This window comes from Alteromonas sp. a30, from assembly GCF_026788005.1.
Lineage (GTDB): Bacteria > Pseudomonadota > Gammaproteobacteria > Enterobacterales > Alteromonadaceae > Paraneptunicella.
Genome location: NZ_JABEPE010000018.1, coordinates 25,305 through 49,857, shown reverse-complemented (window position 1 = coordinate 49,857; position 24,553 = coordinate 25,305). Strand labels below are relative to the sequence as shown.

The following is a 24,553-nucleotide window of genomic DNA, read 5'->3' as shown; positions in this document are numbered from 1 at the left end:
CCGAATAATACTGATGAATTATGGGCGTTTTAGTACCGTTTCTTCCAATGATTTTTGTAGTCCCTAGGGGTCATGCCTGTTAGGCGCTTAAAGATTTTCTCAAAATGGCTCAAATCGCCAAACCCCACCTCTAACGAGACATCCGTGATTCTTGCATTTGGCCGCTCCTGTAAAATGGATTTAGCTCGCTCGATACGCATTGCTGCTAACAAAGGTTTAAAACTCGTCCCCAAGGTACTCTTAAATAAAAAAGATAAATGTGAAGGACTAATAAACGCGTTACTCGATAAACTGCTCAGTGTAATTTCCTGACAATAATTCTCAGCTAAAAAGACTAAGGCCTTATTTAAACTGGGGTGAAACCCCTGAAGCACCTCAAACTCTTGTTTTAATAAAATATCAACTAACCCCTCAAAGTTTTGACGGATGTTTTCGGCAAAACTCGGCGCAAGACTTTTGAAATCGACCACCTCTGGGGCAAAATCAACCACATCAGAGACATCAATTGTTGCTTCTTCAGCAAAGGTACTAATTCGGGCAATAACCCGCTCCAATTCTTCATAGTTTTCTGGCCAATGATAATTCTGCAACAGTGTCATTGCTTCTGGCGTCAACGAGCGTATTTGGGGATGACAATATTTACTCAGCAACTTTTCAACTATGCTGGGTATATCTTCTTTGCGTTGTGCCAGCGGTGGAAGCCACACCTGTAAAAAATTAAGTTCAGAATACAAACGACGAGAAAACAAGCGACTCGCAACTAAACCCTCTAGTGGTTTAGACGTCGAGACTAAAATCCGTACATTGCTTGCACTCGCTCTAAGCCGGTTTTCCCCTTTCGCTTGAATTTGCGACGACATTAACTCCGTTAAAATATTTTGTTGTTCCAGCGATAACTCATCAATGGAATTAATAAAAATGCTACCACCTTGGGCACGTCGAACACCTCGCATAATTTGCATCTGAAACGTTCTATCATTACCCGATACGCAGCGAATTTCGACAAAAGGTTGCTCAGACACGCTGCTATTACAGTGAATGGCGCTAGCAACCGCAAGGGACTCGCTGCCCATCGGTCCACCAATAATAACCGGACAATTCGCACTCGCAGCTTTCTCAATAAAATGCTCTAACTCAAGCAAATGCTCACTGTAACCCGCCAAGCATAACTCTTTACCAATATAATGACTTTTTAACTCAGTCGCTTGAAAGCGTTTTAATATCAATGCGATACGTTTAGCTAGTGCTGGCACTTCCCGGTTTCTGGGATCGCTCACTTGCCTTTCTTGAAGTCGTAAATCCCCAAGTTTCCTTTTTCGATACAAAATGGGGTAAGAAACAAAGTTAGAATGCGGCTCGCTTTCACAGCCAAACCGGATTTCACTCGGAATGACATTGTCAAAACTACTATCGATAAGTCGGATGGAAGCGGACTCAAAGTTATTGTCTGAAAGTGTTTGTGTTAACTGATGCTGCAAAACACTAAATTTTCCAACTGAAAAGGCTTGACTGATTTCGGTATATTCTTCGTTCATTTGACAAGATTCCGTTTTAGCTCTTTAAGAATTAAAGGCGAAAGGGAAGCTTTGAACGCAACATATACTGAAAGAAATGGATTACTAATTTTTCACGTATGTGATTGCTATTTCCTCTAGTTATGCACTTTTCAAGGCTCCCTTAATTATTTCGCACTTACTCATAGGGAGCCTCAAAATTAAAATAATCAAACCGACTTTAATCGGGTGAATCTATGCGGTTTTCGAATTTTGGTTAAAGTTTTTCGTATAAAATCACTAATATTAGAAATAGATAAAAGGTATAAATTTAGGACTCACACGTTAAACATTAAGACCTTTGAGACAAATTTATTACCCACACCTAGCAGGAAAGTAATAGTTGGCAAGAAAATAACGAACATAAAAAGAGCTTGGAGGAAAATAGATTTGAGAGATTGATTTATTTCTTTATGAAAAAAGCGAATAATAAAAAACCTTCGAACGTAAGTTGGATCTTAAATAGAATTTTTTTGAATACACCTCTAAATACATCCTTGTCTTTAAGCACATATCAAAATCGTGTTATAAATTACCCGCCACATTCGCCGTTAACCTATTAAATGCTGCATTAATCACTTTTTTGCAAAGATGCCCTCGCGTGAATTTCCAATGTTATCATTTGGGCATTGATGATTTGCTTTTCTCTTTCTACCTCAATTTCATATTCATCTAATGAAATTTCACCCGCTCATAAAGCATTGACTAATTCTTGCAACGCCTCGCTTCGTTGTGACAATACTGAATTGATTACATCGATTAACTAAGACGCTGCGTCTTCATACTCAATTGAAAGTTGAGACAAAATGTACTCAAAAACAGATTGAATATCGTCATTCATTCGCTCCTTCCTGATAAAACATTAGAGATGGCTAACCTTAGCTTGTTTTCCTGCAAGCATGGCGCTCAATAGTTCTTGATACTGTCGTAAACGCCACTTCAAGATGAAGTCTGAAACCCTGTTTTTCCCCTATGAGTTTGCCTATCTTGATGCCACAACAACATAGCAATATCAACTTGCTTGAGGGTGAGCTCATTATTACTGCGAATTTCTTGCGATCTTCCCAACGCCGCTAAAAGCGCAACAAGAAAGTTTCTGCCCACTCAAAATAGTGGGGGAATGCCCCGCTTTGCTTCTTTTTTGATAGACCCATAACCAAGCTGCGACGAAGGGTCCTTCTTAAGTGCAAACGGATCGACAAAATAACATTTCCCTGAGTGTTCACTCGATTTCTCCAAATGTGGTTGGATAAATTAAAACAAAATAAGAGAGATTAGATAGTACAGAGCCGTGCTGGCGAGAACTTGTTCAAATGTAGGAGAAAATCAGGGTATTTAATTAACGGATTAATTCGCTTCTTTGGAGTTATCGGTTCCCATGGCTTGTTTAAAAATCACTCCCGCTTGTGTGCGATTATTAACTTCGAGTTTTTTCAGAACAGCAGAAACATGTTGCTTTATGGTGGTTTCTTGAACGTTGAGTTCATAAGCGATTTGCTTATTCAATAATCCATCGGCTAACAATTTGAGTACGCTAAACTGATGTGGCGTCAACAATTTAAGTTTTTCAGCAAAAGCTTGAGACTCATCCCCATCGATATGCTGAAGCTGAAGACTAATATTCTCAGGGAGCCAAGTCCCGCCTTCCAAGACGGTTTCGACCGCCTCTGATAAAACATCAATAGGAGAGGATTTAGGCACAAAGCCACTGGCTCCAAAATCCATTGCACGGCGAATTGTGTATGGGTCCTCTTGCGCCGAAACCACAATAACCAGCACGCCTGGAAATGCGTTTAAGATAGACGTTAAGCCTGTTAACCCATCATTACCCGGCATATTTAGATCAAGCAACACCAGCTCGACGTCAGGGCTTGATTCCAATAGGGTAACAACTTCGTTGAAATTTGCAGCTTGAAGTATATTGCTTTGAAGGACTGATTTTACAGCTTGAACAAGAGCGCTTCGAAATAAGGGATGATCATCAGCGACTATTACTTGAGCACTCATATACTAAACTCTGTTCTGTTCAATTCTGCTTAGGGGCGTTAATTAAAACGAACTCCTGGAGGAAGTCAAGATTTGTAAAAAAAGGACTAGTGACCGCAGCCACTAGCCCAGTTCTGACACACAATAAAAAGCTTAGAATTGATAACCGACCGTAAGGTGGACAGTCCTTGGATCCGCGTAGTACCCAATTAACGTATTGTCACCACCTAAACCCGGTGTATAAAGTGCGGTGTTGCTCGGGTCAGATGAATCTGGCGTAACAAACTGATAGCCACCAACAAGGTATTCTTTATCTGTTAGGTTTTTAACATGTAAAGACGCATACCATTCACCGTCTGGGTGATACCAATTTAAGCCAACGTTCACTAAACCATACCCTTCTTGAGTCAGCAGGTTTTGTTCTTCGTTAATGGCATAATCCGCACGGTAGTAATAGTTTGCGTTGAATACCCAATCACCTAAATTATTTGAGTAGGTGTAATTCATTGCTAGGTTTGCTGTGACTTCTGGGGTATTAGACACATCAAATGTATCAGCAATGTTGTCGAAACTATTGGTTTCCGCATTGAAGCGCTGTACTTCTTTAAACTCGGCATCAATGTAACCAACATTGGCCGTAAACGTTAGCGCATCCGTTGCAACGTAAGTAAAGTCAGCTTCAATCCCCCAAGCATCAGATTTACCCACGTTTCCAAGGAATTGGTTCAATGAACCCGGGACATCACTTGGCAATGCGGTAATGTATTGACGGTCTTCATGATCGAGTGAGAACACCGTAATGTTGGCACGTAGAATGTCGTTCCAATCACTCTTCATCCCAATTTCATAAGAGTCTACGATTTCTGGACTTGCAGCAGGCTCATTGGTTTGAGCTCGCGGGTTGAAAGTACCCGACTTGAAGCCTTGACCATAACTAACGAAGAACATTAGATCTCTATTCATTTGGTATTCAAAGCCAACGCGAGGCGTGAAGCGTGACCAACTTTCTTTTGCCGCCGCATCTAAAATGCCGTCTCCATTGGTATCTGTACCTAACACGCGAGGGGTAAATTGAGAAATGAATGCTTCATCACGAGAAAATCCCGGAACCCAGTTGGATTCAGGATAAATGGTGGCAGGCACTAAACCGTTATTAACGAAAGCTTCTTTTTCATCATCGGTGAAACGCGCACCAACAGTCATAGACCACTTATCAGTCAGGTCGATAGCACCTTGTACATAAGCGGCGATGCTTTCACCATTACTACAGCCAGTAATTTCACGCGTTAAGCCAGGCGAACCGAGCGCGGTTTGACCCAGCACTTCTAATATCGCGTCAAAGCGACCACATGATTCAGCATCAAAATAGTAAATGCCGCCGACAATTTTAAAATTATCACCGAGGTAAGTCCCTTGAATCTCATGAGACTCCTGTTCATCATCGTAATAAGCTGGTACATCGAAAATACGTAATGCTGTGTTATCAAAGTCGATATTGGTATCAGAGGTGCTTTCGCGGTCTGCATACACATATTTCAGGGCGAAATCATCGGTTATGTCCCAAGTGGCAGTGAAGCTATAGCCATCTAGTTCAACTTCATTTTCAGTTGGCAAACTTGTGTAAGAATCGAATACGCTGCCCGGAACTGGCGCGTCAGTTAACAAACTAGGCAGTAAACGGAAACCGCCTTTTGCGTTTGAATCATCCTGCGTTCTATCCCAATTGAAACGAAGGAAAAGATCTTCCGTTGCTTCCCACTCTAGTGTCATGCGCGCAGCAGTCACGTCTTTATTGTAGTTTTCACGGTCTTGGTTTGGTAAAGCTGACTCTAGGTAAGTGCCAAAACCATTGCGGTTTAATGTGGCTACACCAAATCCAAAATATAGTTCGTTTTCAATGAGTGGAATCTGACCTGTGACTTTTAAGTCACGTTGACTGTAACTACCCACGGTTGCTTGAGCCTTAAAAGTGGCATCTCCAACCATTGGTTTAGTTACGTATTTAATAGCTCCGCCTATTGTATTTTTGCCATAAAGCGTCCCTTGAGGACCTCGTAAGACTTCGATACGTTGAACATCCAGTAAATCAAGAACAGCACCCTGAGGACGTGCAATATAAACGTCATCAATGTAAATCCCAACGCCAGGTTCATAACCCCAAAGAGGATCTTGTTGACCGACACCACGAATAAACGCGGTAATAGTTGAGTTGGTACCACGACTTCGCTGAAGTGTTGTATTTGGCGAAAATTGCTGCACTTCAGTTAACACTGCGATGCCTTTTTCTGCTAACTGTATTTCCCCAATGGAGGTTACAGCAACGGGTACTTCTTGTAGGCTTTCAACAACCTTACGAGCAGTAATTTCGATCTTTTCCAGACCGCCATTGTTTTCCTGTCCGGTCTCCTGTGCCGTAGCAGTGCTAGAAAGAGCAAGGCATACAGCAAGAGCACAAAGTGTTGGGCTTGATGAAGCTAAATGTTTGGGTGTGTTCATAATATTACCTTTCGTATAAAAAGCCGCGAATAAGGATACTCCAGGGATTTTGGTTCGTATGCAGTACGATAGTACTATGGTCTTCACTACCATCTTGTAACACCATAACCGCTATCATGTTACCCAGCAGGAAGCGTCCTCACTATTAAACACCTGCGGGTGCGCACAACCTAGCTGCATCATTGTCATTTTCATTTAAGGTAATAATATGTTGAGCATTTTTGGCTTGGTGGGCGGTTTACTACTGCTTATCGTGCTAACCATTCGAGGTATGAATTTATTCATCGCCGCTCCACTTTGTGCCCTGATTGTTGGGCTAACTGGCGGGCTTCCCGTATTTATCGGTGAAGAGAATTTCGTGTCCAATTACATGTCTGGATTTTCGGGCTTTATTGCCTCTTGGTTCTTCATGTTTTTACTGGGCTCACTTTTCGGGAAGTTTATGTCCGACACAGGGGCTGCCGACGCAGTTGCCTCTTGGATTATTGGACGTTTAGGGAAAAAGCACGCCGTTGTTGCCGTGGTCTTGGCTTGTGCGATTCTTACTTACGGTGGTGTTAGCGTATTTGTCGTCGCCTTCTCTGTATATCCGATGGCGTTAAGCCTATTTAAGGATGCAAATTTACCTCGTCGTTTTATTCCTGCGGCACTTGCATTCGGCTCAGTAACTTTCACCATGACCTCTGCTGGTTCGCCGGAAATTCAAAACTGGATCCCTATCAAATACCTTGGAACATCGCCATTTGCCGCTTGGGAAGTCAGCTTAATTGTTGCCATTATCATGGCCGCTTTAGGCTTTCTCTGGCTCAATAAAATGATCAAAAAAGCCGTTGCCAATGGCGAAGTATTTGAATCATTTGCTGGCGACCCTGACGTTCCTGAACGTAAATTGCCCAGCCCTATCACGGGTATCATTCCCTTGCTTGTGGTGTTAGTTATTTCATTTTCATTCCATGAATCATTGCAGCAATTGGCGCTCATTCTTGCACTTGGCGGTGGGGTAATCACATTGATGATTATAAATTGGCGTTACTTCCACAATTTATCAAATGCCGTTAATGAAGGTACAACTGGCGCCCTTGTTGCCATCGGTAATACCGCCGCAGTGGTTGGATTTGGCTCAGTAGCCAAAGCGACCCCCGCTTTTTTAACGGCTGTTGAACTTACCACAAGTATTCCGGGCAATGAGCTTATTGGTGCCGCAGTGGCAGTAAGTGTTATTGCAGGTTTAACCGGCTCTGCCTCAGGTGGACAAGCCATCGCTCTGCCGTTAATTGGCCCTCATTATCTCGATCAAGGGGTCGATCCTGAACAGTTGCACCGAATTGTCTCTATTTCTTCTGGAGCCATTGACTCCTTGCCACACAACGGCTACGTGGTAACAACAATCCGCGCTATTTGTCGTGAAACACATCAACGCGCTTATGGTGCCGTTGGAGCCTTGACCGTTGTTGTGCCATTGGTTGGGCTCGCAATTGCAGTCGCCTTATTCAACATTATGGGTTAATTCTTCAAAGTGGGCGCAAGCGCCCGCTTTCTTTAGTCAACATTACCGGAAGAACGCTATGACAAGAGCAAAAATCAAGCAGTTACTGCTCACCAGCCACAAACGTCAGCTCCGATTCTGGCTACCTTTTTTGAGTTGCAGCCTTATCTCTCTCCCAACACTGGCGGCAGAAGAAGTTGAATCACTCAGTACACCTTTACAGCTTAATCTCAAGGAAACCACCGTTTCTGGCCTATCCAGCGGCGGCTTTATGGCGAATCAGATGCATGTTGCCTATTCTGACTGGATTCAAGGCGCTGCTATCATTGCAGCAGGCCCACTGTACTGCGCCAGAAATAGTTTAACCACAGCACTTTCTGATTGTATTGGCTCACCTAAAAAGGCGATTGATCTAGCGGATTTAGGAACCACTATCAAACGTTGGGAAAAAGAAAAAAAGATCCAACCATTGGCAAACCTCAAGAATGACAGAGTATGGATTCTTGGAGGCACAAAAGATCAGAAAGTCTCTCAGAAAATCGTCAAGTCATTATATAACCAATATCAACAATGGCTCCCTGAAGCGCAAATTCATTACGAGTACGACAAACCTTTCGCACATCATTTTCCAACGTTAAATGAAGGGGTAAGTTGCGATACCTCAGAGTCCCCCTTTATTGGAAATTGCGGCTTTGATACAGCTGGAAGCCTACTTTCACATTTGTACGGCAATCTAAAGGCACCAACTGTCGCACAAAAAAGCAGAATTAAGCGCATTGAGACCAAAACCTTACCGGATGAACTAGGCGATAGCATTGGTGCTTACGCTTATGCTTATGTTCCAAGCCAGTGTGAGTCTGGCGCAATGTGTCGACTTCACATTGCGTTTCATGGTTGCAATCAAAACGACACCGCTGTTTCGCTGCAATTTGTAGAAAAAACAGGGTATAACCGCTGGGCCGAAAATAACGATTTAGTTGTGCTTTATCCTCAAACAAAGAATAGCAATATGATGCCGTTTAACCCACAAGGATGCTGGGATTGGTGGGGATACACGGATGAAAATTATGCCACTCAAGATGGCAAACAACTCAAAGCCATTAACGCGTTAGTACAGAAAATGACAGGAAAATAACATGTCCAAGCAAAAAGATTCGAAGAATATACTCATTACGGGTGGAGCAAGCGGCATCGGCTTTGCAATGGCCGAGTTGTTAGGTAAACAAGGACATCACATTATTATTGCTGATCTAAATGAAGATGCTGCAATTAGCGCAACTCATAAGCTACAAGATGAGAATATCAGCGCTTCTGCATTAGCGTTAGATGTATCGAACATTGAGCAAATTGAGTCTCTTCCAAATCGACTCACTCATACTCCTGTCGACGTATTGATTAATAATGCGGGTATTCAGCATGTATCAAAACTTGAAGACTTCCCTGCGGATAAATGGGCGTTTTTATTGCAGGTTATGCTTGTTGGGCCAGCCATGCTAACTCGGGCTTTTTTACCTTCTATGCGAGAAAGAGGCTACGGTAGAATCATTAATGTAGGCTCTATTCATTCTTTGGTGGCTTCGCCGTATAAGTCTGCTTATGTTGCCGCAAAACATGGTTTGCTGGGATTTGCGAAAACTGTCGCATTGGAAACTGGCGATGCAAATATCACGATTAATACGCTTTGTCCTTCCTACGTAAAAACACCTTTAGTGGAAAAGCAAATTGCTTCTCAAGCAGAGCAACACGGCATCACCGAAGAAGAAGTTGTTAATAAAATCATGCTTGAGCCCATGCCCAAAAAAGCCTTTATTGGTTTAGACGAACTAGCAGAAACAGCTGCTTTTTTGATGGGTAATGCAGCCAAAAATATTACAGGCCAAACACTTGTATTAGATGGTGGATGGACTGCCCGATAGCACTCCAAGCCTCACCATTGACGATGACCATTCAGGGTGACAGTCCTTGGAAACGAAAAAGCCTAGTTTAACTAGGCTTTTTGCAATCGGATAACCACGCGTCTGTTTTTAGCGCGACCTTCCGGTGTTATGTTAGGTGCAATGTGACGACGCTCACCATGACCTGTTACTTGTATCCGATCAGCAGCGACCCCGCTATCTCTGAAAAAGCTCTTGATTTCAACTGCACGCTGAACAGATAACTCTTTGTTTTTAGCGCGTCCACCGTAACTATCGGCGTAGCCATCTAATAATACCAGTTCTAAGTCAGTATCTTCTTTTAGATACTCAGCAATCATATCAAGCTTTTTCTTTGAGGCTTTGGTTAATTCCACCGCGTTACTTTTGTACGTTAAAACAGTGTAAGCGATATCCTCAAAACTAAACGGCAGCAAATTTGAAACACAATTGACAAAGCTTTCGTAAGGTAGAGCAAAGTTGCTAGCATTGAGTGAAACAGAAATATTGTCGTATTGGTTATACCAATCTTGGTAATACAATGTTGGCCAATATCCCTTTTCTAATTCTGAAAGCATTGTCCATGCTGCTTGTTCGGGTAAGTCACCATCATATTGTTTACGAATCACCATTTCTGCAATCGGACGCTGAATTTCACCGGGCATCCAAGCCGGTGGAACAGAGTACACTGATGCCACACTGTAATGCTTAGGTAGGCGACGCATCTCCAAGGTAAATTCCATATTTAAATGTTTACTGGCAACACTACTAAAAATAGCCTTACCATACCCTGGAAGGTTATGCGTTAGAGTACATTCAAGACGATTGGGCACATTGATGCTCCAAACGGAATTATCAACGGAGGCAGAATATTGACGAAGATGAGCGGACGCAGAGACACTAAAAAGCGCCATTAATGACAAAGGAAAGAAAGCAGCATATTTTCTCATAAAGGTATTAATCCAACTTCATCGGTTTAAAGCTTCGTTTACCCTCACTTTATCGGCAGACACAAAAATCCCTTAACAGGACTTTACACATAACTGCCTCTTTACATTTTATTCATGCAAGTGAAGCCTAGATAACAGCGATATCTAATGCACTTCAACTGCCATACCGTATTTGGCAAAACACCAAAATCAATATGAATGAACAAAACCTCAATATACCTATACCGGAGTCTACTACGAATAATAAAAATTGAATATCTTTAAATTTTGTCGGTAATTCAAACAATTTGTAGACAATTACATCATCACAGAAAAAAGTGCATAGAAAATTCGAAAACAACTTCTGTATTTTGCTAGTATCAAGCCGTTGTTCCACGATTTGCCTGTCTTAGGCTAACACTTAGGATTTTTATGGAATTCAGCTTTGATGATATGCCACTAACAGAGGAAAAATTCGAGTTATGTAATCGCTTTAGAGGTTACTATCCCGTTGTTATTGACGTTGAAACCGCAGGCTTTAACGCCCTTCAAGACGCGCTTCTTGAAGTCGCAGCGGTAACGTTAAGAATGGATGAAGATGGCATGTTGCATCCCGATAAAACGTTTCATTATCATACAATGCCATTTCCGGGAGCCAACTTGGAACAGGCTGCTCTGGATTTTAACGGTATTGATCCATACTGCGCGTTACGAGGAGCCATTCCTGAAGTTGAGGCCATGAAAGACCTTTGTAAGAACATCCGCAAAGGGCAAAAAGCAGCCAACTGTCAACGTTCAGTGATTGTTGCACATAACGCCGCCTTTGATCAGGGATTTATTAACGCCGCCATAGACAGAACAGAATTAAAACGCAGCCCTTTTCATCCTTTTGTCTCGTTCGACACAACCAGTTTAGCAGGTCTTGCTTTTGGGCAAACTGTTCTTGCAAAAGCATGTAAAGCAGCGGGTATGGAGTTTGATCCTAAATCTGCTCATTCGGCATTATACGATGCGAAAAAAACCGCAGAGCTATTTTGTATTATGGTAAACAAATGGCAGGAAAAAGTGGGCTGGCCAAACACCTAGAAGGTGAAATTTGCTGATGCAGACTAAGCAAAGAAAAAGGGAAGCCAAAGCTTCCCTTTTTTAATTCTAAGACTGTTATCAATCTTATAACTGGTCAGTATTCTCAGATAAGAATGCAGCAACGCCCTCTGGGCTTGCATCCATACCTTTTTTGCCTTCTTCCCAACCAGCAGGACAAACTTCGCCATGCTCTTCGTGGAAGTTTAAGGCATCAACCATACGTAACATTTCATCGATGTTACGGCCAAGTGGTAAGTCGTTAACAACTTGGTGACGTACATTACCTTCCGCATCAATCAAGAAAGAACCACGGAATGCGACACCATCAGTTGGGTGCTCAACGTCGTATGCTTGACAGATTTCATGCTTAACGTCAGCAACCAAAGTGTACTTAACAGCACCGATACCACCTTTTTCAACAGGAGTGTTACGCCAAGCATTGTGAGAGAACTGAGAGTCGATAGAAACACCAATTACCTCAACACCACGCTTCTGGAACTCTTCAAAACGCTTATCGAAAGCGATTAATTCAGAAGGACATACAAAAGTAAAATCTAGTGGATAGAAGAAAATAACAGCTTTTTTGCCTTTGATCTCTTCAGACAGCGTGAAACTGTCAACAATCTCACCGTTACCTTTTACTGCTGCTGCAGTAAAGTCAGGAGCAGGACGACCAACTAATACACTCATTGAGTTCTCCGTTTAATAGAAATTCAATCAAAAGGGGTTCGCTTTTACAAATGCGAAAATTATTCCACCCCGCCGAGGTCAAAATGTCTGAATTCTAGACAAACCAACCCTGTTAGGCTTGGACCAAACACAATATAGTGATGAAGAACTAAAAAACCAATCGATTTACTTAATTGTCTTATTCAAGAAATTCTATGTGGTCGGAAATATTTCTTCACAACTGTTAATAAACGGACACCTTTTGCACATTTTTTAATTTCTAATAGGTGTTATTTTCTACTTGCCAATATTACAAATAGCAATTATTATCATTTACATAACGTTTTAAGTGTGATGTTCCAGAAACTTTGAGCGTAAATTGAAAGGTTATCTAGCAACAATTATTGGCTGGCTTTTCTATTTCTTCTCTCAAGGTACACCTTAACAATAGCGTCCGCCCTCCAATCAGCATATTGAGGCGCGAACAACGCATATAGATAGCGATAAAGATTATGTACGTTTGTTTATGCAATGCAATCACAGACAAAACCATACGCGAAGCCGTAGAGGATGGCGCAGGCAACATACGTGAGTTGAAACAACAACTCGGCGTTGCTAGCCAATGTGGAAAATGCACACAAGTTGCCCAACAAATTATCGATCAAACTATCGTCGACTGCAGTTTATTTAAGGAAGTGTCTTAACTGACACTTCTCCCCTTTACTTTTATCCTTATCGAATGCCAAGTGCCCCTCGCCTTGATAAAATACATAACAAGTCCCTACCAATAAATAATAGCAATCCGGCCTTATTGTTCTGAGACCAAAATAAGCTTGGTAACATTGGAAAGAGTCTTTTAGTAGCTAAGGGATTGTGTTCCCAAGTTGAGGAATACCGGAACGGGTAACACTCAGGAAAGAGTAAAATAAGGCTGCCGACTTATGCGCCGACAGCCTGAGGAAGCAATTAGTTAGCGTTTTGCTCGCTACCCTCTTTCGCCTTTTCTGAAGCTTCTTGAATGATTGGTTGCAATTCACCTTGTTGGAACATTTCTAAAATAATGTCACAACCTCCAATCAGCTCACCTTCAATCCACAATTGCGGAAATGTGGGCCAATCTGCATATTTAGGTAACTCCGCACGAATATCAGGATTCTGCAAAATATCGACATAGGCAAAAGGTTCACCACAAGACATTAAGACTTGAGCCGCCTGAGAAGAAAAGCCACAACTGGGTAACTTTGGTGAGCCCTTCATATATAACAAGATTGGGTTTTCAGTAATTTGCTGCTTAATTTTATCTAGGGTTTCCATTAAAAGTTTACCTATTACTCGTTGATAATTGGTTCGTACCCTCAATGCTAACAGTTGACCATCAAGAGTGGAACTTCTAGTCTCTACCAAAAGTGACGACTACGAACATCATATGATTGAGACATTCTGCGCGATTTCAAGTTCTGGTTAGTTCATTTTTTTATAAGTATTTGCAAAATAGACTCTTGTTTTTAACCAATAAGAGCCCATATTGTTGACTGCGATCAATGGCTAAGCAAGGTTTCTAATATAGAGCAACAGTGTTTAGTCCGCTTTAATCACACTTAGGATTGCATCCCATTTGAACTTTGGAGAATCACCATGGCTTTTGAATTACCACCATTACCGTACGAGAAAAACGCACTTGAGCCACATATTTCTGCGGAAACATTAGACTTTCACTACGGTAAGCACCACGCAACTTACGTTGCCAAGTTGAATGGTTTAGTTGAAGGTACTGATCAAGCTAACCAATCTCTTGAAGAGATTGTTAAAAATTCTGAAGGCGGCGTATTTAACAACGCGGCGCAAATCTGGAACCACACGTTTTACTGGAATAGCTTAAGCCCAAATGGTGGCGGCGAGCCAACTGGTGCACTGGCTGACGCAATCAATGCAAAGTGGGGTTCTTTTGCAGAATTCCAAAAAGCATTCGACGACAAAGCAGTAAACAACTTTGGTTCTAGCTGGACTTGGTTAGTAAAATTAGCTGATGGTAGCTTGGACATTGTTAACACTAGCAATGCTGCAACACCTATCACTGAAGAAGGCGTTACCCCATTAATGACGGTTGATTTGTGGGAGCATGCTTACTACATCGACTACAGAAACGCTCGTCCTAAATACTTGGAAGCGTTTTGGGCACTTATTAACTGGGACTTCGCAGCGAAGAACTTCGGTTAATCATTCCTGTCATAATTGATGTTCAAGTTCCCCTTAACTAGGGGAACTTGGTTTACTTATCGAAACACAACAACTGTTTAATTTTCAACCAGTTAAATTTTTTCACCCTCTGTTACAACTTCCCGTACCCCAAGTCAGTCAAGCCCTACAGAGATTATCTCTGCACATTTATTAAAGATCGCAGTAAAAGAAGCATAGACAACACGCAGTTTGTTGGTTAGCTTGTAACCATTGCCGGAAGTAAAAGAATTTGCTTAGCTAGCATTGCTCTAGGAAGGAAATCACCCTCTTAGGTCAGCAAAATATTGAAATTAAAATATTTTGTTATGCTGGCTCTTCAAAAAATTAATCTAATTTGTCAAGCAATCCGTGGAACAAGGTACTACCCTTAAAGAAAAGCGGACGCACTAGCATTATATAAGATTGCGCACCAACCCGTTTCCATAGCTGGAGGTCGTCATGAGTATTTTCGAGCATTATCAACAAAGATATGAAGCTCACAAGGAAGAAGAGTATTCGATACAGGAATTTTTAGAACTGTGCAAAGCAGACCGTATGGTTTATGCCAACGCCGCCGAGCGCTTACTAGAGGCAATCGGAGAGCCTCAGTTGGTCGATACATCCCAAAATCCAACGTTAAGCCGTATTTTCTCCAACCGAGTCATTTCTCAGTATCCTGCGTTCAGTGAGTTTTATGGCATGGAAGAATCTATCGAACAGATAGTGTCCTACTTAAAACATGCTGCACAAGGTCTGGAAGAGAAAAAACAAATTCTGTATTTGCTGGGACCTGTAGGTGGTGGTAAATCATCGCTTGCCGAAAAATTAAAAGCACTGATGCAAAAAGTGCCAATTTACGTGTTAAAAGGCAGCCCGGTTAACGACTCACCACTGTGCTTATTCGACGTAAATGAAGATGGCGACATCCTTGAAAAAGAATACGGCATCGCAAAGCGCTATATGAAGTGCATCATGTCACCTTGGGTACGCAAGCGCCTACATGAGTTCAACGGTGACATCAGTCAATTCAAAGTCGTAAAAGTTTATCCATCGATTTTAGATCAGGTTGGTATTGCCAAAACCGAACCAGGCGATGAAAACAACCAAGACATTAGTACCTTAGTGGGTAAAGTCGATATTCGCCGTTTAGAAGATTTCGCACAAAACGATCCTGATGCTTACAGCTACTCAGGTTCATTGTGTAAGGCTAACCAAGGTCTGATGGAATTCGTCGAGATGTTCAAGGCGCCAATTAAAGTCTTGCATCCATTACTTACCGCGACTCAAGAAGGTAACTACAACCCAACCGAAGGCTTTTCTGCTTTACCGTTCGACGGTCTAATTTTGGCTCACTCAAATGAATCAGAGTGGCAAGCTTTCAGAAACAACAAAAATAACGAAGCCTTTTTGGATAGGGTCTATATTGTCAAAGTTCCTTACTGCTTACGCGTTTCTGAAGAAGTCAAAATCTATGAGAAGTTGTTAGAATCCAGTGAGCTTTTTGAAGCACCTTGTTCACCTGGCACTTTGGAAACCTTGGCACAATTTAGTGTTCTATCACGCTTACAAGATCCAGAAAACTCAAGCATTTACTCAAAAATGCGGGTGTATGATGGCGAATCGTTAAAAGATACCGATCCAAAAGCAAAATCTTACCAAGAATACCGCGATTACGCAGGTGTCGATGAGGGCATGGACGGTTTATCTACGCGTTTTGCCTTTAAGATTTTGTCGAAAGTATTCAACTTCGATTACCTAGAAGTGTCCGCTAATCCGGTTCACCTGTTCTATGTCATTGAACGCCAAATTGAGCGTGAACAGTTCCCATCGGAAACAGAAGAGAAGTACAAAGAGCACCTAAAAGGGTATCTGATTCCGAAATATGTGGAATTTATCGGTAAAGAAATACAAACCGCTTATTTGGAATCCTATTCTGAGTACGGACAAAACTTATTCGACAGATACGTCACCTATGCTGACTTCTGGATTCAAGATCAGGAATATCGCGATCCTGAAACCGGTCAACTATTTGACAGAGAAGCACTCAATGCAGAGTTAGAAAAAATCGAGAAGCCTGCCGGTATTAGCAATCCGAAAGACTTCAGAAATGAGATTGTTAACTTTGTACTTCGTGCTCGTGCAAATAACGAAGGCAAGAATCCATCTTGGGTTAGCTACGAAAAACTGCGCACCGTGATTGAGAAGAAAATGTTCTCAAATACGGAGGACTTATTGCCAGTCATTTCATTCAATACCAAAGGCTCAGCCGAAGATCAGAAAAAACACGACGATTTTGTTAAACGCATGACGGAAAAAGGCTACACACAAAAGCAAGTTCGCTTGTTATGTGAGTGGTACTTAAGAGTTAGAAAATCGTCTTAACGAAAGAGGTGGCTTATGGCGCACTTCATTGATCGAAGGTTAAATAGCAAGGGTAAAAGCACTGTCAACCGACAGCGCTTTATCCGACGCTATAAACAACAAATTAAAAAGGCCGTTTCGGATTCCATCAGCGGCCGCAGCGTTACGGATGTTACTTCTGGCGAAGAAGTTAGCATCCCTACTCGCGATATTTCAGAGCCCGTATTTCACACAGACAAAGGTGGTAAGCGTGAGATGGTTCACCCAGGGAACGATCAATTTTCTCAAGGTGACAAAATTAAACGCCCCCTTGGCGGCGCTGGAGAGGGTGCTGGTGAAGGTCAAGCGAGCGATTCTGGCGAAGGTCAAGATGACTTTATTTTTCAAATTTCCAGAGATGAATACCTAGATTTACTCTTTGAAGATCTCGAGCTCCCTAATCTTCAAGAAAATCAGTTCGACAAATTAGTGCAGTACAAAACCTATCGGGCTGGCTACCAAACCGATGGCGTCCCCAGCAATTTGGACATTGTGCGCAGTTTGAAGGGCTCTGTCGCTAGGCGTATTGCCTTAACCTCTGGCAAGAAGAAAAAACTTAAGCAACTAGAAGAAACTCTAGAAGCATTAAAGCAGGATACCCACGACCATCAATTAGAAATACTGGAACTTGAAAAAGAAATTGATGAACTGAAACGTCAGATAGCCAAAGTCCCATTTATCGACACTTTTGATCTGCGTTTTAGAAATTATGAGAAACGTCCTCAGCCCACCAGCAAAGCAGTAATGTTTTGCTTAATGGATGTGTCTGGTTCAATGGACCAAGCCACAAAAGATATTGCCAAGCGTTTTTATATTCTGCTGTATTTGTTCTTAACTCGCAGCTACAAAAACGTAGACGTGGTTTACATTCGTCACCACACGCAAGCGAAAGAAGTGGATGAACAAGAGTTTTTCTACTCCCAAGAAACTGGCGGTACTATTGTCTCCAGCGCGCTCAAACTTATGGATGAGATCGTGGAAGACAGGTATCCGGCTGATGAATGGAACATCTACGCAGCGCAAGCGTCTGATGGCGATAACTGGGCAGATGATTCGCCTATGTGTACCCATATTTTGCATAATAAATTGCTGAAAAAAGTACGCTACTACTCGTACATCGAGATTACTGAACGTCAGCATCAGAGCTTATGGCGAGAGTACACAAAATTAGGCGAAGCCAACACTAATTTTGCCATGAAGCATATTCGCCGAGTCGAGGATATTTATCCTGTGTTCCGTGAATTGTTTAAGAAAGGCATAACCAGTAAGGGGGAGAGCTAGTGGCAACACCGACTAAGGCAGTAGCAAGCAAAGCCATTCCCAAGGCAACTAAAAAAAAATCAGTTAAGGCATTAAGTGATGGCCCAGACTGGACATTCGAATTACTGGAAGATTATGAAAATGAGATAGACCGTGTTGCTAAACTATACGGTCTTGACACTTACCCTAACCAAATTGAAGTCATTACCGCCGAACAGATGATGGATGCCTATGCAAGTGTAGGCATGCCTCTCAACTACACGCACTGGTCTTTTGGCAAGAAATTTATTTCGACTGAGCAAAACTACCGTCGAGGGCAGATGGGTTTGGCTTATGAAATTGTGATTAACTCTGACCCCTGTATTGCTTATTTAATGGAAGAAAACACCATTACTATGCAGGCGCTCGTTATGGCCCACGCATGTTATGGTCACAATTCTTTTTTTAAAAATAATTACCTCTTTAAAACATGGACTGATGCGAGCTCAATTATTGATTACTTAGTATTTGCTAAGAACTACATCAGTCAATGCGAGCAGAAATACGGTATTTCTGAAGTCGAAAACCTGTTGGATTCCTGCCATGCCTTAATGAACTACGGAGTAGATCGTTATAAAAGGCCGCAAAAAATTTCAATGCAAGAGGAAAAAGAGCGGCAAAAAGAACGGGAAAGTTACCTGCAATCTCAAGTGAATGAACTTTGGCGCACTATTCCAGATACACGTTCCGAAGCCGAGCCTAAAGTGCATTGCTTTCCCGAAGAACCACAAGAAAATATTCTATATTTTATCGAGAAGAAAGCGCCACTGCTTGAGCCTTGGCAGCGAGAGCTTGTGCGAATTGTGAGAAAGGTTTCACAATACTTTTATCCACAAAAACAAACGCAGGTAATGAACGAAGGTTGGGCCACCTTCTGGCACTACCATATCCTGAATCACTTGTATGATGAAGGCAAAGTAACGGATCGCTTTATCATGGAATTTTTGCACAGTCACACAAGTGTGGTGATGCAGCCAGAATATAACAGTCCGTATTACTCTGGCATCAACCCCTACGCGCTAGGCTTCAATATGTTCATGGACATTAAGCGTATTTGTGAAAGCCCAACTGATGAAGACAGAGAATGGTTCCCAGAAATCGCGGGCTCCAACTGGCTTGAAACGTTGCACTTTGCCATGAAAAATTTCAAAGATGAAAGCTTTATCAGCCAATTTCTATCTCCGAAACTCATGCGTGATTTTCGCTTATTCGCCATTGAGGATGACGATAAGTTCTCATACCTGAAGGTCTCTGCCATTCATGATGAACAGGGTTACTACGCAATAAGAGAAAAGTTATCTAGCCAATATAACCTATCTAACTTAGAGCCAAACATTCAGGTTTATAATGTAGATGTGAAAGGGGATCGGTCGTTAACGCTGCGTTATATCCCTCAAAATGATATTCCGTTATCAGACAGTAAGTCTGAAGTGTTGAAACACTTACATCGACTCTGGGGCTTTCCAATCAAATTAGAAGTTGCGCCACCTAATGGTGATGCACCTTATTTATTGGATACCTGTCCACCTCAAAATAAAGAGTAGACTCATTACGAGTCTACTTTTTGCCCTTCTGCGAATTGGATAGGAATGGATTGAAAATCACCTTTCGGTCTTGCGCGATACACGGCAAAATGCAGGTGAGGAACGGTCGAGAACCCTGTATTGCCCGAATAACCTAATAAATCTCCTGCTTGCACATACTGACCAATATCCACCTCTACTCCCTGATACATAAGATGGAAATATTCTCCAGTTGTGCCGTCATCATGCAAAATAATCACGTAATTAGCATATTGGGAATATTCTTCTGAACCTCCCCCTAAATCATTATGCTCTGCGGTATCAACAACCACCCCTTCTCGTGCAGCATGAACCGGCGTACCTACGGGCATTCCAAAGTCTAGGGCGTAACGTTCTGAACCGTGGTGCGTGAAACCGCCGTTGTACCCTTGAATAACATTAAACTGCTTGCCCTGTTCAAAAGGCGCAAGATAACGATACGAGTCATCATGCTCGGCATGCATATCGCCCACGCTCCAATCAAAACTGTAATGATAACGCCAGCGCGAGTTGGGGTCTGCCTGTTGAAGGCTTAATACCGGAATCTTTTGATTACCGGGAACCACTTTGGTAATTTCAAAATCGCCTTTTGTACCCACTGCATCCTGTAAATTTTGCGTGGTCACTAAAAGCGTCATGGTAATAGGATAACTGCGCTCATTGGACAACCAAACTTTGTGCTGTTTATCGACTTCGGTTACACCTGCACACGCCCAATCTTCCACACAGTAACGACTGGCACTCACATTAAACGCGAGCGCACTTAAACCAACTATGCAAGCTAAATAGGATCGCAACGCCTTCCTCCTTTGTGCATTATGAGTGTTCAGTTTTTTGTGTCTTTATCCCAGACCGTAGAAACCAAAAATCATATTCACACCAGCGTGATAAAGGCGTTATAAATACCGAGGCTAACGACGAATCGTGTTTAACGGTTACGCCCGTATTGCTCATGGGATGACACCCAATCGGAAGACGAAATAGCCGACGCTAAGGATATTTCCCCGGCTAATACAACGGCCCCTACAATTTCAGCAAACTTCAACACTCTGTCTCGACCGTAACAATCCATCAATTCTAAACATTCCTTTTGTGTGCCTATGCCTGTTCCCCCACCGTAAGTCGCTACAATCAACGACGGGATGGTAATTGAGAGATATAAATCCCCTTCATCGGTAAGTTCAGAATAAAGAATACCCGCTGAGGATTCCGATACATTCGCGACATCCTGCCCCGTCGCAATAAACATTGCAGTAATACCATTTGGCGAATGCAGGCCAGTATTATTCACGCCCGACAAAAACGAACCAACCGAAGCAACGCGTCCGTGATAATCAATTTGCTTTGGATCAACCCGCATCACTTGCAGTAAATCTTCACGCTTAAGTGTAATTTCCGCAGTAACACGCTTACCCCGAGTTCGCATGATATTGATCTGCGACGCTTTTTTATCGGTCGCAAAATTAGACTCTAAGTAAAAATCCGTTACTTTGTTGTCTTTATAATGATCAAGTATCCAGCCACATGCAGCAAACGTTGCGCGCCCTACCATATTCTGACCAGCAGCATCCCCGGTTTTGAAGTTAAAACGTAAGAACGCAAACTTGTTCGACAAAAAGTGGTCAATATAAGTCAGCTTCGCGACAGATGAGGTTGCCTCAGCTTCTTCTTTAATGAAACTAAAATTCTCTTTTATCCACGCGACGAAATCCCTCGCCCCTCTGGCATCCTCAAATACAAACACAGGTGCGCGCTGCATGGCATCATCTACCACGGTAGACTTAACACCACCACTCATGTTCATGAGCTTCATACCTCGATTATAAGATGCCACCAAGGTTCCTTCCGTGGTCGCTAATGGCACTAAAAACTCTCCCCTTGCATGCTCGCCATTGACAATCATAGGACCAGCCACCCCAATGGGAACTTGAGCAACACCAATAAAGTTTTCAATATTGCCTTTTAAGTCTTGTGGATTGATGGAATATTTGGCGAGATGCTCAATTGATGCGCCTGAAGCTTCGCAGAAGTAACGCTGTCGCTGTTTAATAATATCATCGCCATAATCATCATGATCATCTCGCGGAATGCCGACAGGCTTTTCATCGGCATCGAACGCAATTACGTCTTCAACGTCCAATTTCAATGTACCAAAAGGAGCAACATCGAAGCTTAAGCCCACAACTTGCTTTTCTGCATGCGTTAGGTTTGGATGTCCGTTAATGTGAATATCAATAACAGCACGTAACGCGAAGGGAGTATTTTGTGCTTCATTCAGCGACAAAACACTTATTTCATCTTCACTACCAACACGCACTGAAACCTGCTCTAACGGTACTGACTTCCCATTTATGCTAACACTGATAATTTTCTTGATAGTGGAATCTTTAAGACGGTTTTTTAAACTAAAGTGGATGCCATCTTTTTTATTCGACAAACTGCCCCGTGTATAAAGTTGTTTCAATAGGATACTTGGTACAAACATGAAAGCCCTTCCCAGTTAATAAAGCCAACGCAACAAATATTTAACATAGATCATACTAACCACTGTCCAGAGTATTAGCTATTCATCCCGTATAAAAATTTACTACTCCTTGATTTAACGCATAAATACAACACTAACATCGCTAATATTTGAACCCCATGACGAATAAAGATAAAGTTCTGCTAACCTCATTTTACTTAGCACCTATATTCAATACTCATGTCGCTAAAAGAAAAAGCTAAGCATTGGTTCCTTGCCCTGCTCATCCGAACCAAACGCATTAAATATGTTGCTTTTAGCGCAAATGAGCTAAATGAAATGCTCGCCGACAATTTACCTGAAACCTTTCCATTATCGGTTCCGGGTAGCTCAGGTGAATTGATAGTTGAATCTGCCGAACTCAGTATGCCGAAAGATGCAAATCGCATTGATGCAAGCTTATTTTGCGCGATGCACATTAAGGTCGTTAGCAATCCCATTTATCGGGCACATTTAGTAATTAGTGCTTCTGGCGAGCCTTATTACTTACCCGATGAGAGCGTGGTTAGAATGCAGCACGCACAGGTACTAGGTGTACACCTCGTCAAAGATGAATATGCACTATTGAAAGACACCCGCAGCATCATCGAACAACTCACCCCCTCACCTTTTCGGGGTTTGCTAAGTACAACCTTCAAAACAACTTTGAACCTACTGAGCGCAGGAACCTACCAAGAAATGTCGGATTACCTGTCAATATATTTGACTGGCAGCAAACAACGAATTGTGGATTTTCATAAGCCAGAAATAGAAAAGATTATTACTGAAATGGCGGAATCTGGCGATTTAGAATGCGCCATGGACCCGGAAATTCTGGAAGAGAAATTATTCGCTCAGTATGGGAAGGAAGTTAAAGTGGAAAATGGCGAACTGCATTTCATTTTCCACTCTAAACCCTAAACCTCTGCCTTCAACAGATTAACTAACCAAGGCAATTGAGCAACTTAAACGCTGGAGTGATGTTCTTCTGAAATGTGATGATAAGGATGATCATCAACAATTGCTTTATCATCGGAAACGACTCGCTCACCAATATCCTGAATACTAACATCGTAGTCACTTACGCTCTTCTCAAGCAGTTCAAAAGCATCATTGAAGTAATGCGCCATAGACTCCAAGGATTTTATTTTACGATCGCTACACACCAAGCCGACATTAGCCATGTCACCATAAGTCAACAAGGTAATGTTCACTCCGCCCCCCGGAACAATAGTGGAGATAGGATAAATGGCCTCTAGCTTAGCGTCGCCAAAATAGCGAACATCACTGGGACCTGGAACATTGGAAATCAGAATATTAGCGATAGGACGGACCAAATCCGATATCCGTAACACTTCAAATAACAATGCAAACGACTGAATCAAAATTGTGTAAGAGCTAAACGCAGCAGGATGTGAACGTTTTGCCGCTCGCTTAACAATGCGGTGATTTTCTATTATTTGGCGTAAGCGAATGTAAGGGTCATTTTCACCATGAGCCAGCTTCACTGGCACAATTGCGATTTTATTTCCCGATACTTGCTCTCCCGGCTTTCGCAGATTAATTGGCATATTGGTATACAAAGCACGTTCAAATATCTGACCTTCATCGGCTAAGTAGCGCCTTATCCCAATATCAAAACAGCACAGTAATACTTCGTTTGCCGTTGCTCGAAGTTTTTTCGACAGTTCCTTAACACGTTTAAAGTCAATATCTACCGTCGACACAACCCTTCCCTGTTTAACTTGCCCCGTCAACATTGTTTTCGTGCCTGTAAACGGAATTGGCATGTATTCACGGTTAACGCGTATAATTTTGAGAAATAAGCGTAACAGAATCCAGAAAAGATCTGCCATGACTACAATAAATTCCCAAGTTTTAACAAGAGCGGTTGCTAAAACCCCTTTCGTTGGTTTCTCTCGTGATGGTCTGTTCACCGCCCAAACTGGAACAAATTCGGCTTGTTGCGGCTCAGGTAAATATCCAGCTTGAAACCATTTCACTAAACTCGCGCCATCACCATACATATGATGAATTTTTACATAAATCGCGAAACGATTACCTTGCTTCCCTTTGATCACAATAAATTGCCACAGCGGTTTATCTCTATCTAACCGAGGCTCATGCAATCGCGCAACTAACTCATTGAGCTTTTCAGAATCCGATACGTCCTCCATTTCACGCACTTGCACATGATAATTCATGTCAAGTTTGTCTACACATCTCAACCACAGAGGAAATCCTAGAAAGGTTTTCACGATCATATTGAACGGTGGTACGGCATCTGAAAAGGTACGTAATCGAGTAACAAGCTCATCAATATAGCTTTCACCCGCATCGTCGGGTTTTTGGAGTAGCTGCAAGCTAGCGACATGTTTGGGGTTATCTTTGGATTCTGTGATCCAAAATGTTTTATCCAGAAAACGAATTGATCGTTTCATTAGTAGTCCCACC

The 24,553-nt window shown here is 42.2% G+C and carries 19 protein-coding genes; 10 read left to right on the top strand and 9 right to left on the bottom strand.

Annotation, left to right across the window (positions count from 1 at the left end; translation table 11 throughout):
• Positions 1 to 29: 29 nt before the first annotated feature.
• The 3 genes from HJG39_RS15645 to HJG39_RS15635 all read right to left on the bottom strand — a co-directional run bounded on the left by HJG39_RS15645 (position 30) and on the right by HJG39_RS15635 (position 6,035).
• The gene (locus tag HJG39_RS15645) at positions 30 to 1,535 is read right to left on the bottom strand and encodes an AraC family transcriptional regulator (RefSeq protein WP_268410454.1); all 1,506 of its coding nucleotides are present in this window, start codon (positions 1,533 to 1,535) and stop codon (positions 30 to 32) included.
• 1,365 nt (positions 1,536 to 2,900) lie between these two features.
• Entirely contained in the window at positions 2,901 to 3,560 is a 660-nt protein-coding gene (locus tag HJG39_RS15640; protein ID WP_268410453.1) for a response regulator transcription factor, read from the bottom strand.
• A 132-nt stretch (positions 3,561 to 3,692) separates the two neighbouring features.
• Positions 3,693 to 6,035, bottom strand: coding sequence for a TonB-dependent receptor (locus tag HJG39_RS15635; protein WP_268410451.1), 2,343 nt, complete (start codon positions 6,033 to 6,035; stop codon positions 3,693 to 3,695).
• Between the two features lie 208 nt (positions 6,036 to 6,243).
• On the opposite strand from HJG39_RS15635, the gene HJG39_RS15630 reads away from it, so the two are divergent.
• Genes HJG39_RS15630 through HJG39_RS15620 form a run of 3 tightly spaced genes read left to right on the top strand, consistent with a single transcriptional unit; the run spans position 6,244 to position 9,437 of the window.
• Complete coding sequence (locus tag HJG39_RS15630) at positions 6,244 to 7,542, top strand: GntP family permease (protein ID WP_268410449.1); 1,299 nt, start codon at positions 6,244 to 6,246, stop codon at positions 7,540 to 7,542.
• Positions 7,543 to 7,600: 58 nt separating this feature from the next.
• On the top strand, positions 7,601 to 8,656 hold the full coding sequence (locus HJG39_RS15625) for an extracellular catalytic domain type 2 short-chain-length polyhydroxyalkanoate depolymerase (protein WP_268410447.1): 1,056 nt from the start codon (positions 7,601 to 7,603) through the stop codon (positions 8,654 to 8,656).
• A 1-nt stretch (position 8,657) separates the two neighbouring features.
• On the top strand, positions 8,658 to 9,437 hold the full coding sequence (locus HJG39_RS15620; protein ID WP_268410444.1) for a 3-hydroxybutyrate dehydrogenase: 780 nt from the start codon (positions 8,658 to 8,660) through the stop codon (positions 9,435 to 9,437).
• A gap of 71 nt (positions 9,438 to 9,508) precedes the next feature.
• On the opposite strand, the gene HJG39_RS15615 is transcribed toward HJG39_RS15620, so the two are convergent.
• Positions 9,509 to 10,384, bottom strand: coding sequence for a flagellar protein MotY (locus HJG39_RS15615; RefSeq protein ID WP_268410442.1), 876 nt, complete (start codon positions 10,382 to 10,384; stop codon positions 9,509 to 9,511).
• 411 nt (positions 10,385 to 10,795) lie between these two features.
• Between HJG39_RS15615 and rnt the strand changes: the two genes are divergently transcribed.
• Positions 10,796 to 11,449: a ribonuclease T gene (rnt, locus tag HJG39_RS15610; protein WP_268410440.1), complete on the top strand. Its 654-nt coding sequence runs from the start codon at positions 10,796 to 10,798 to the stop codon at positions 11,447 to 11,449.
• A gap of 84 nt (positions 11,450 to 11,533) precedes the next feature.
• On the opposite strand, the gene HJG39_RS15605 is transcribed toward rnt, so the two are convergent.
• Positions 11,534 to 12,139, bottom strand: coding sequence for a peroxiredoxin (locus HJG39_RS15605; RefSeq protein WP_268410438.1), 606 nt, complete (start codon positions 12,137 to 12,139; stop codon positions 11,534 to 11,536).
• Between the two features lie 491 nt (positions 12,140 to 12,630).
• On the opposite strand from HJG39_RS15605, the gene HJG39_RS15600 reads away from it, so the two are divergent.
• On the top strand, positions 12,631 to 12,822 hold the full coding sequence (locus HJG39_RS15600; protein ID WP_268410435.1) for a bacterioferritin-associated ferredoxin: 192 nt from the start codon (positions 12,631 to 12,633) through the stop codon (positions 12,820 to 12,822).
• Between the two features lie 262 nt (positions 12,823 to 13,084).
• Here HJG39_RS15600 and HJG39_RS15595 read toward each other — a convergent pair whose 3' ends face one another.
• Complete coding sequence (locus HJG39_RS15595; RefSeq protein WP_268410433.1) at positions 13,085 to 13,432, bottom strand: Grx4 family monothiol glutaredoxin; 348 nt, start codon at positions 13,430 to 13,432, stop codon at positions 13,085 to 13,087.
• Between the two features lie 321 nt (positions 13,433 to 13,753).
• On the opposite strand from HJG39_RS15595, the gene HJG39_RS15590 reads away from it, so the two are divergent.
• From HJG39_RS15590 to HJG39_RS15575, 4 genes are all read left to right on the top strand, one after another.
• Positions 13,754 to 14,335, top strand: coding sequence for a Fe-Mn family superoxide dismutase (locus HJG39_RS15590; protein ID WP_268410432.1), 582 nt, complete (start codon positions 13,754 to 13,756; stop codon positions 14,333 to 14,335).
• A 459-nt stretch (positions 14,336 to 14,794) separates the two neighbouring features.
• Positions 14,795 to 16,717 carry a PrkA family serine protein kinase gene (locus HJG39_RS15585; RefSeq protein ID WP_268410429.1) on the top strand — a complete coding sequence of 641 codons (1,923 nt, stop codon included), beginning with the start codon at positions 14,795 to 14,797 and terminating at the stop codon, positions 16,715 to 16,717.
• 15 nt (positions 16,718 to 16,732) lie between these two features.
• Positions 16,733 to 18,016: a YeaH/YhbH family protein gene (locus HJG39_RS15580; RefSeq protein ID WP_268410428.1), complete on the top strand. Its 1,284-nt coding sequence runs from the start codon at positions 16,733 to 16,735 to the stop codon at positions 18,014 to 18,016.
• Positions 18,017 to 18,051: 35 nt separating this feature from the next.
• Positions 18,052 to 19,578 carry a SpoVR family protein gene (locus tag HJG39_RS15575; RefSeq protein ID WP_268410503.1) on the top strand — a complete coding sequence of 509 codons (1,527 nt, stop codon included), beginning with the start codon at positions 18,052 to 18,054 and terminating at the stop codon, positions 19,576 to 19,578.
• Between the two features lie 5 nt (positions 19,579 to 19,583).
• Here the strand turns inward: HJG39_RS15575 and HJG39_RS15570 are convergent, their stop codons facing one another.
• Together HJG39_RS15570 and HJG39_RS15565 are read right to left on the bottom strand one after the other, a co-directional pair.
• The gene (locus HJG39_RS15570; protein ID WP_268410426.1) at positions 19,584 to 20,393 is read right to left on the bottom strand and encodes a M23 family metallopeptidase; all 810 of its coding nucleotides are present in this window, start codon (positions 20,391 to 20,393) and stop codon (positions 19,584 to 19,586) included.
• Positions 20,394 to 20,524: 131 nt separating this feature from the next.
• Positions 20,525 to 22,081: a hydroxymethylglutaryl-CoA reductase gene (locus HJG39_RS15565; protein ID WP_326849267.1), complete on the bottom strand. Its 1,557-nt coding sequence runs from the start codon at positions 22,079 to 22,081 to the stop codon at positions 20,525 to 20,527.
• A 219-nt stretch (positions 22,082 to 22,300) separates the two neighbouring features.
• On the opposite strand from HJG39_RS15565, the gene HJG39_RS15560 reads away from it, so the two are divergent.
• A complete protein-coding gene (locus HJG39_RS15560) occupies positions 22,301 to 23,020 on the top strand; it encodes a hypothetical protein (protein ID WP_268410424.1) in 720 nt (239 codons plus the stop codon).
• 44 nt (positions 23,021 to 23,064) lie between these two features.
• Here the strand turns inward: HJG39_RS15560 and HJG39_RS15555 are convergent, their stop codons facing one another.
• Entirely contained in the window at positions 23,065 to 24,540 is a 1,476-nt protein-coding gene (locus HJG39_RS15555) for a wax ester/triacylglycerol synthase domain-containing protein (protein WP_268410423.1), read from the bottom strand.
• Positions 24,541 to 24,553: the final 13 nt, after the last annotated feature.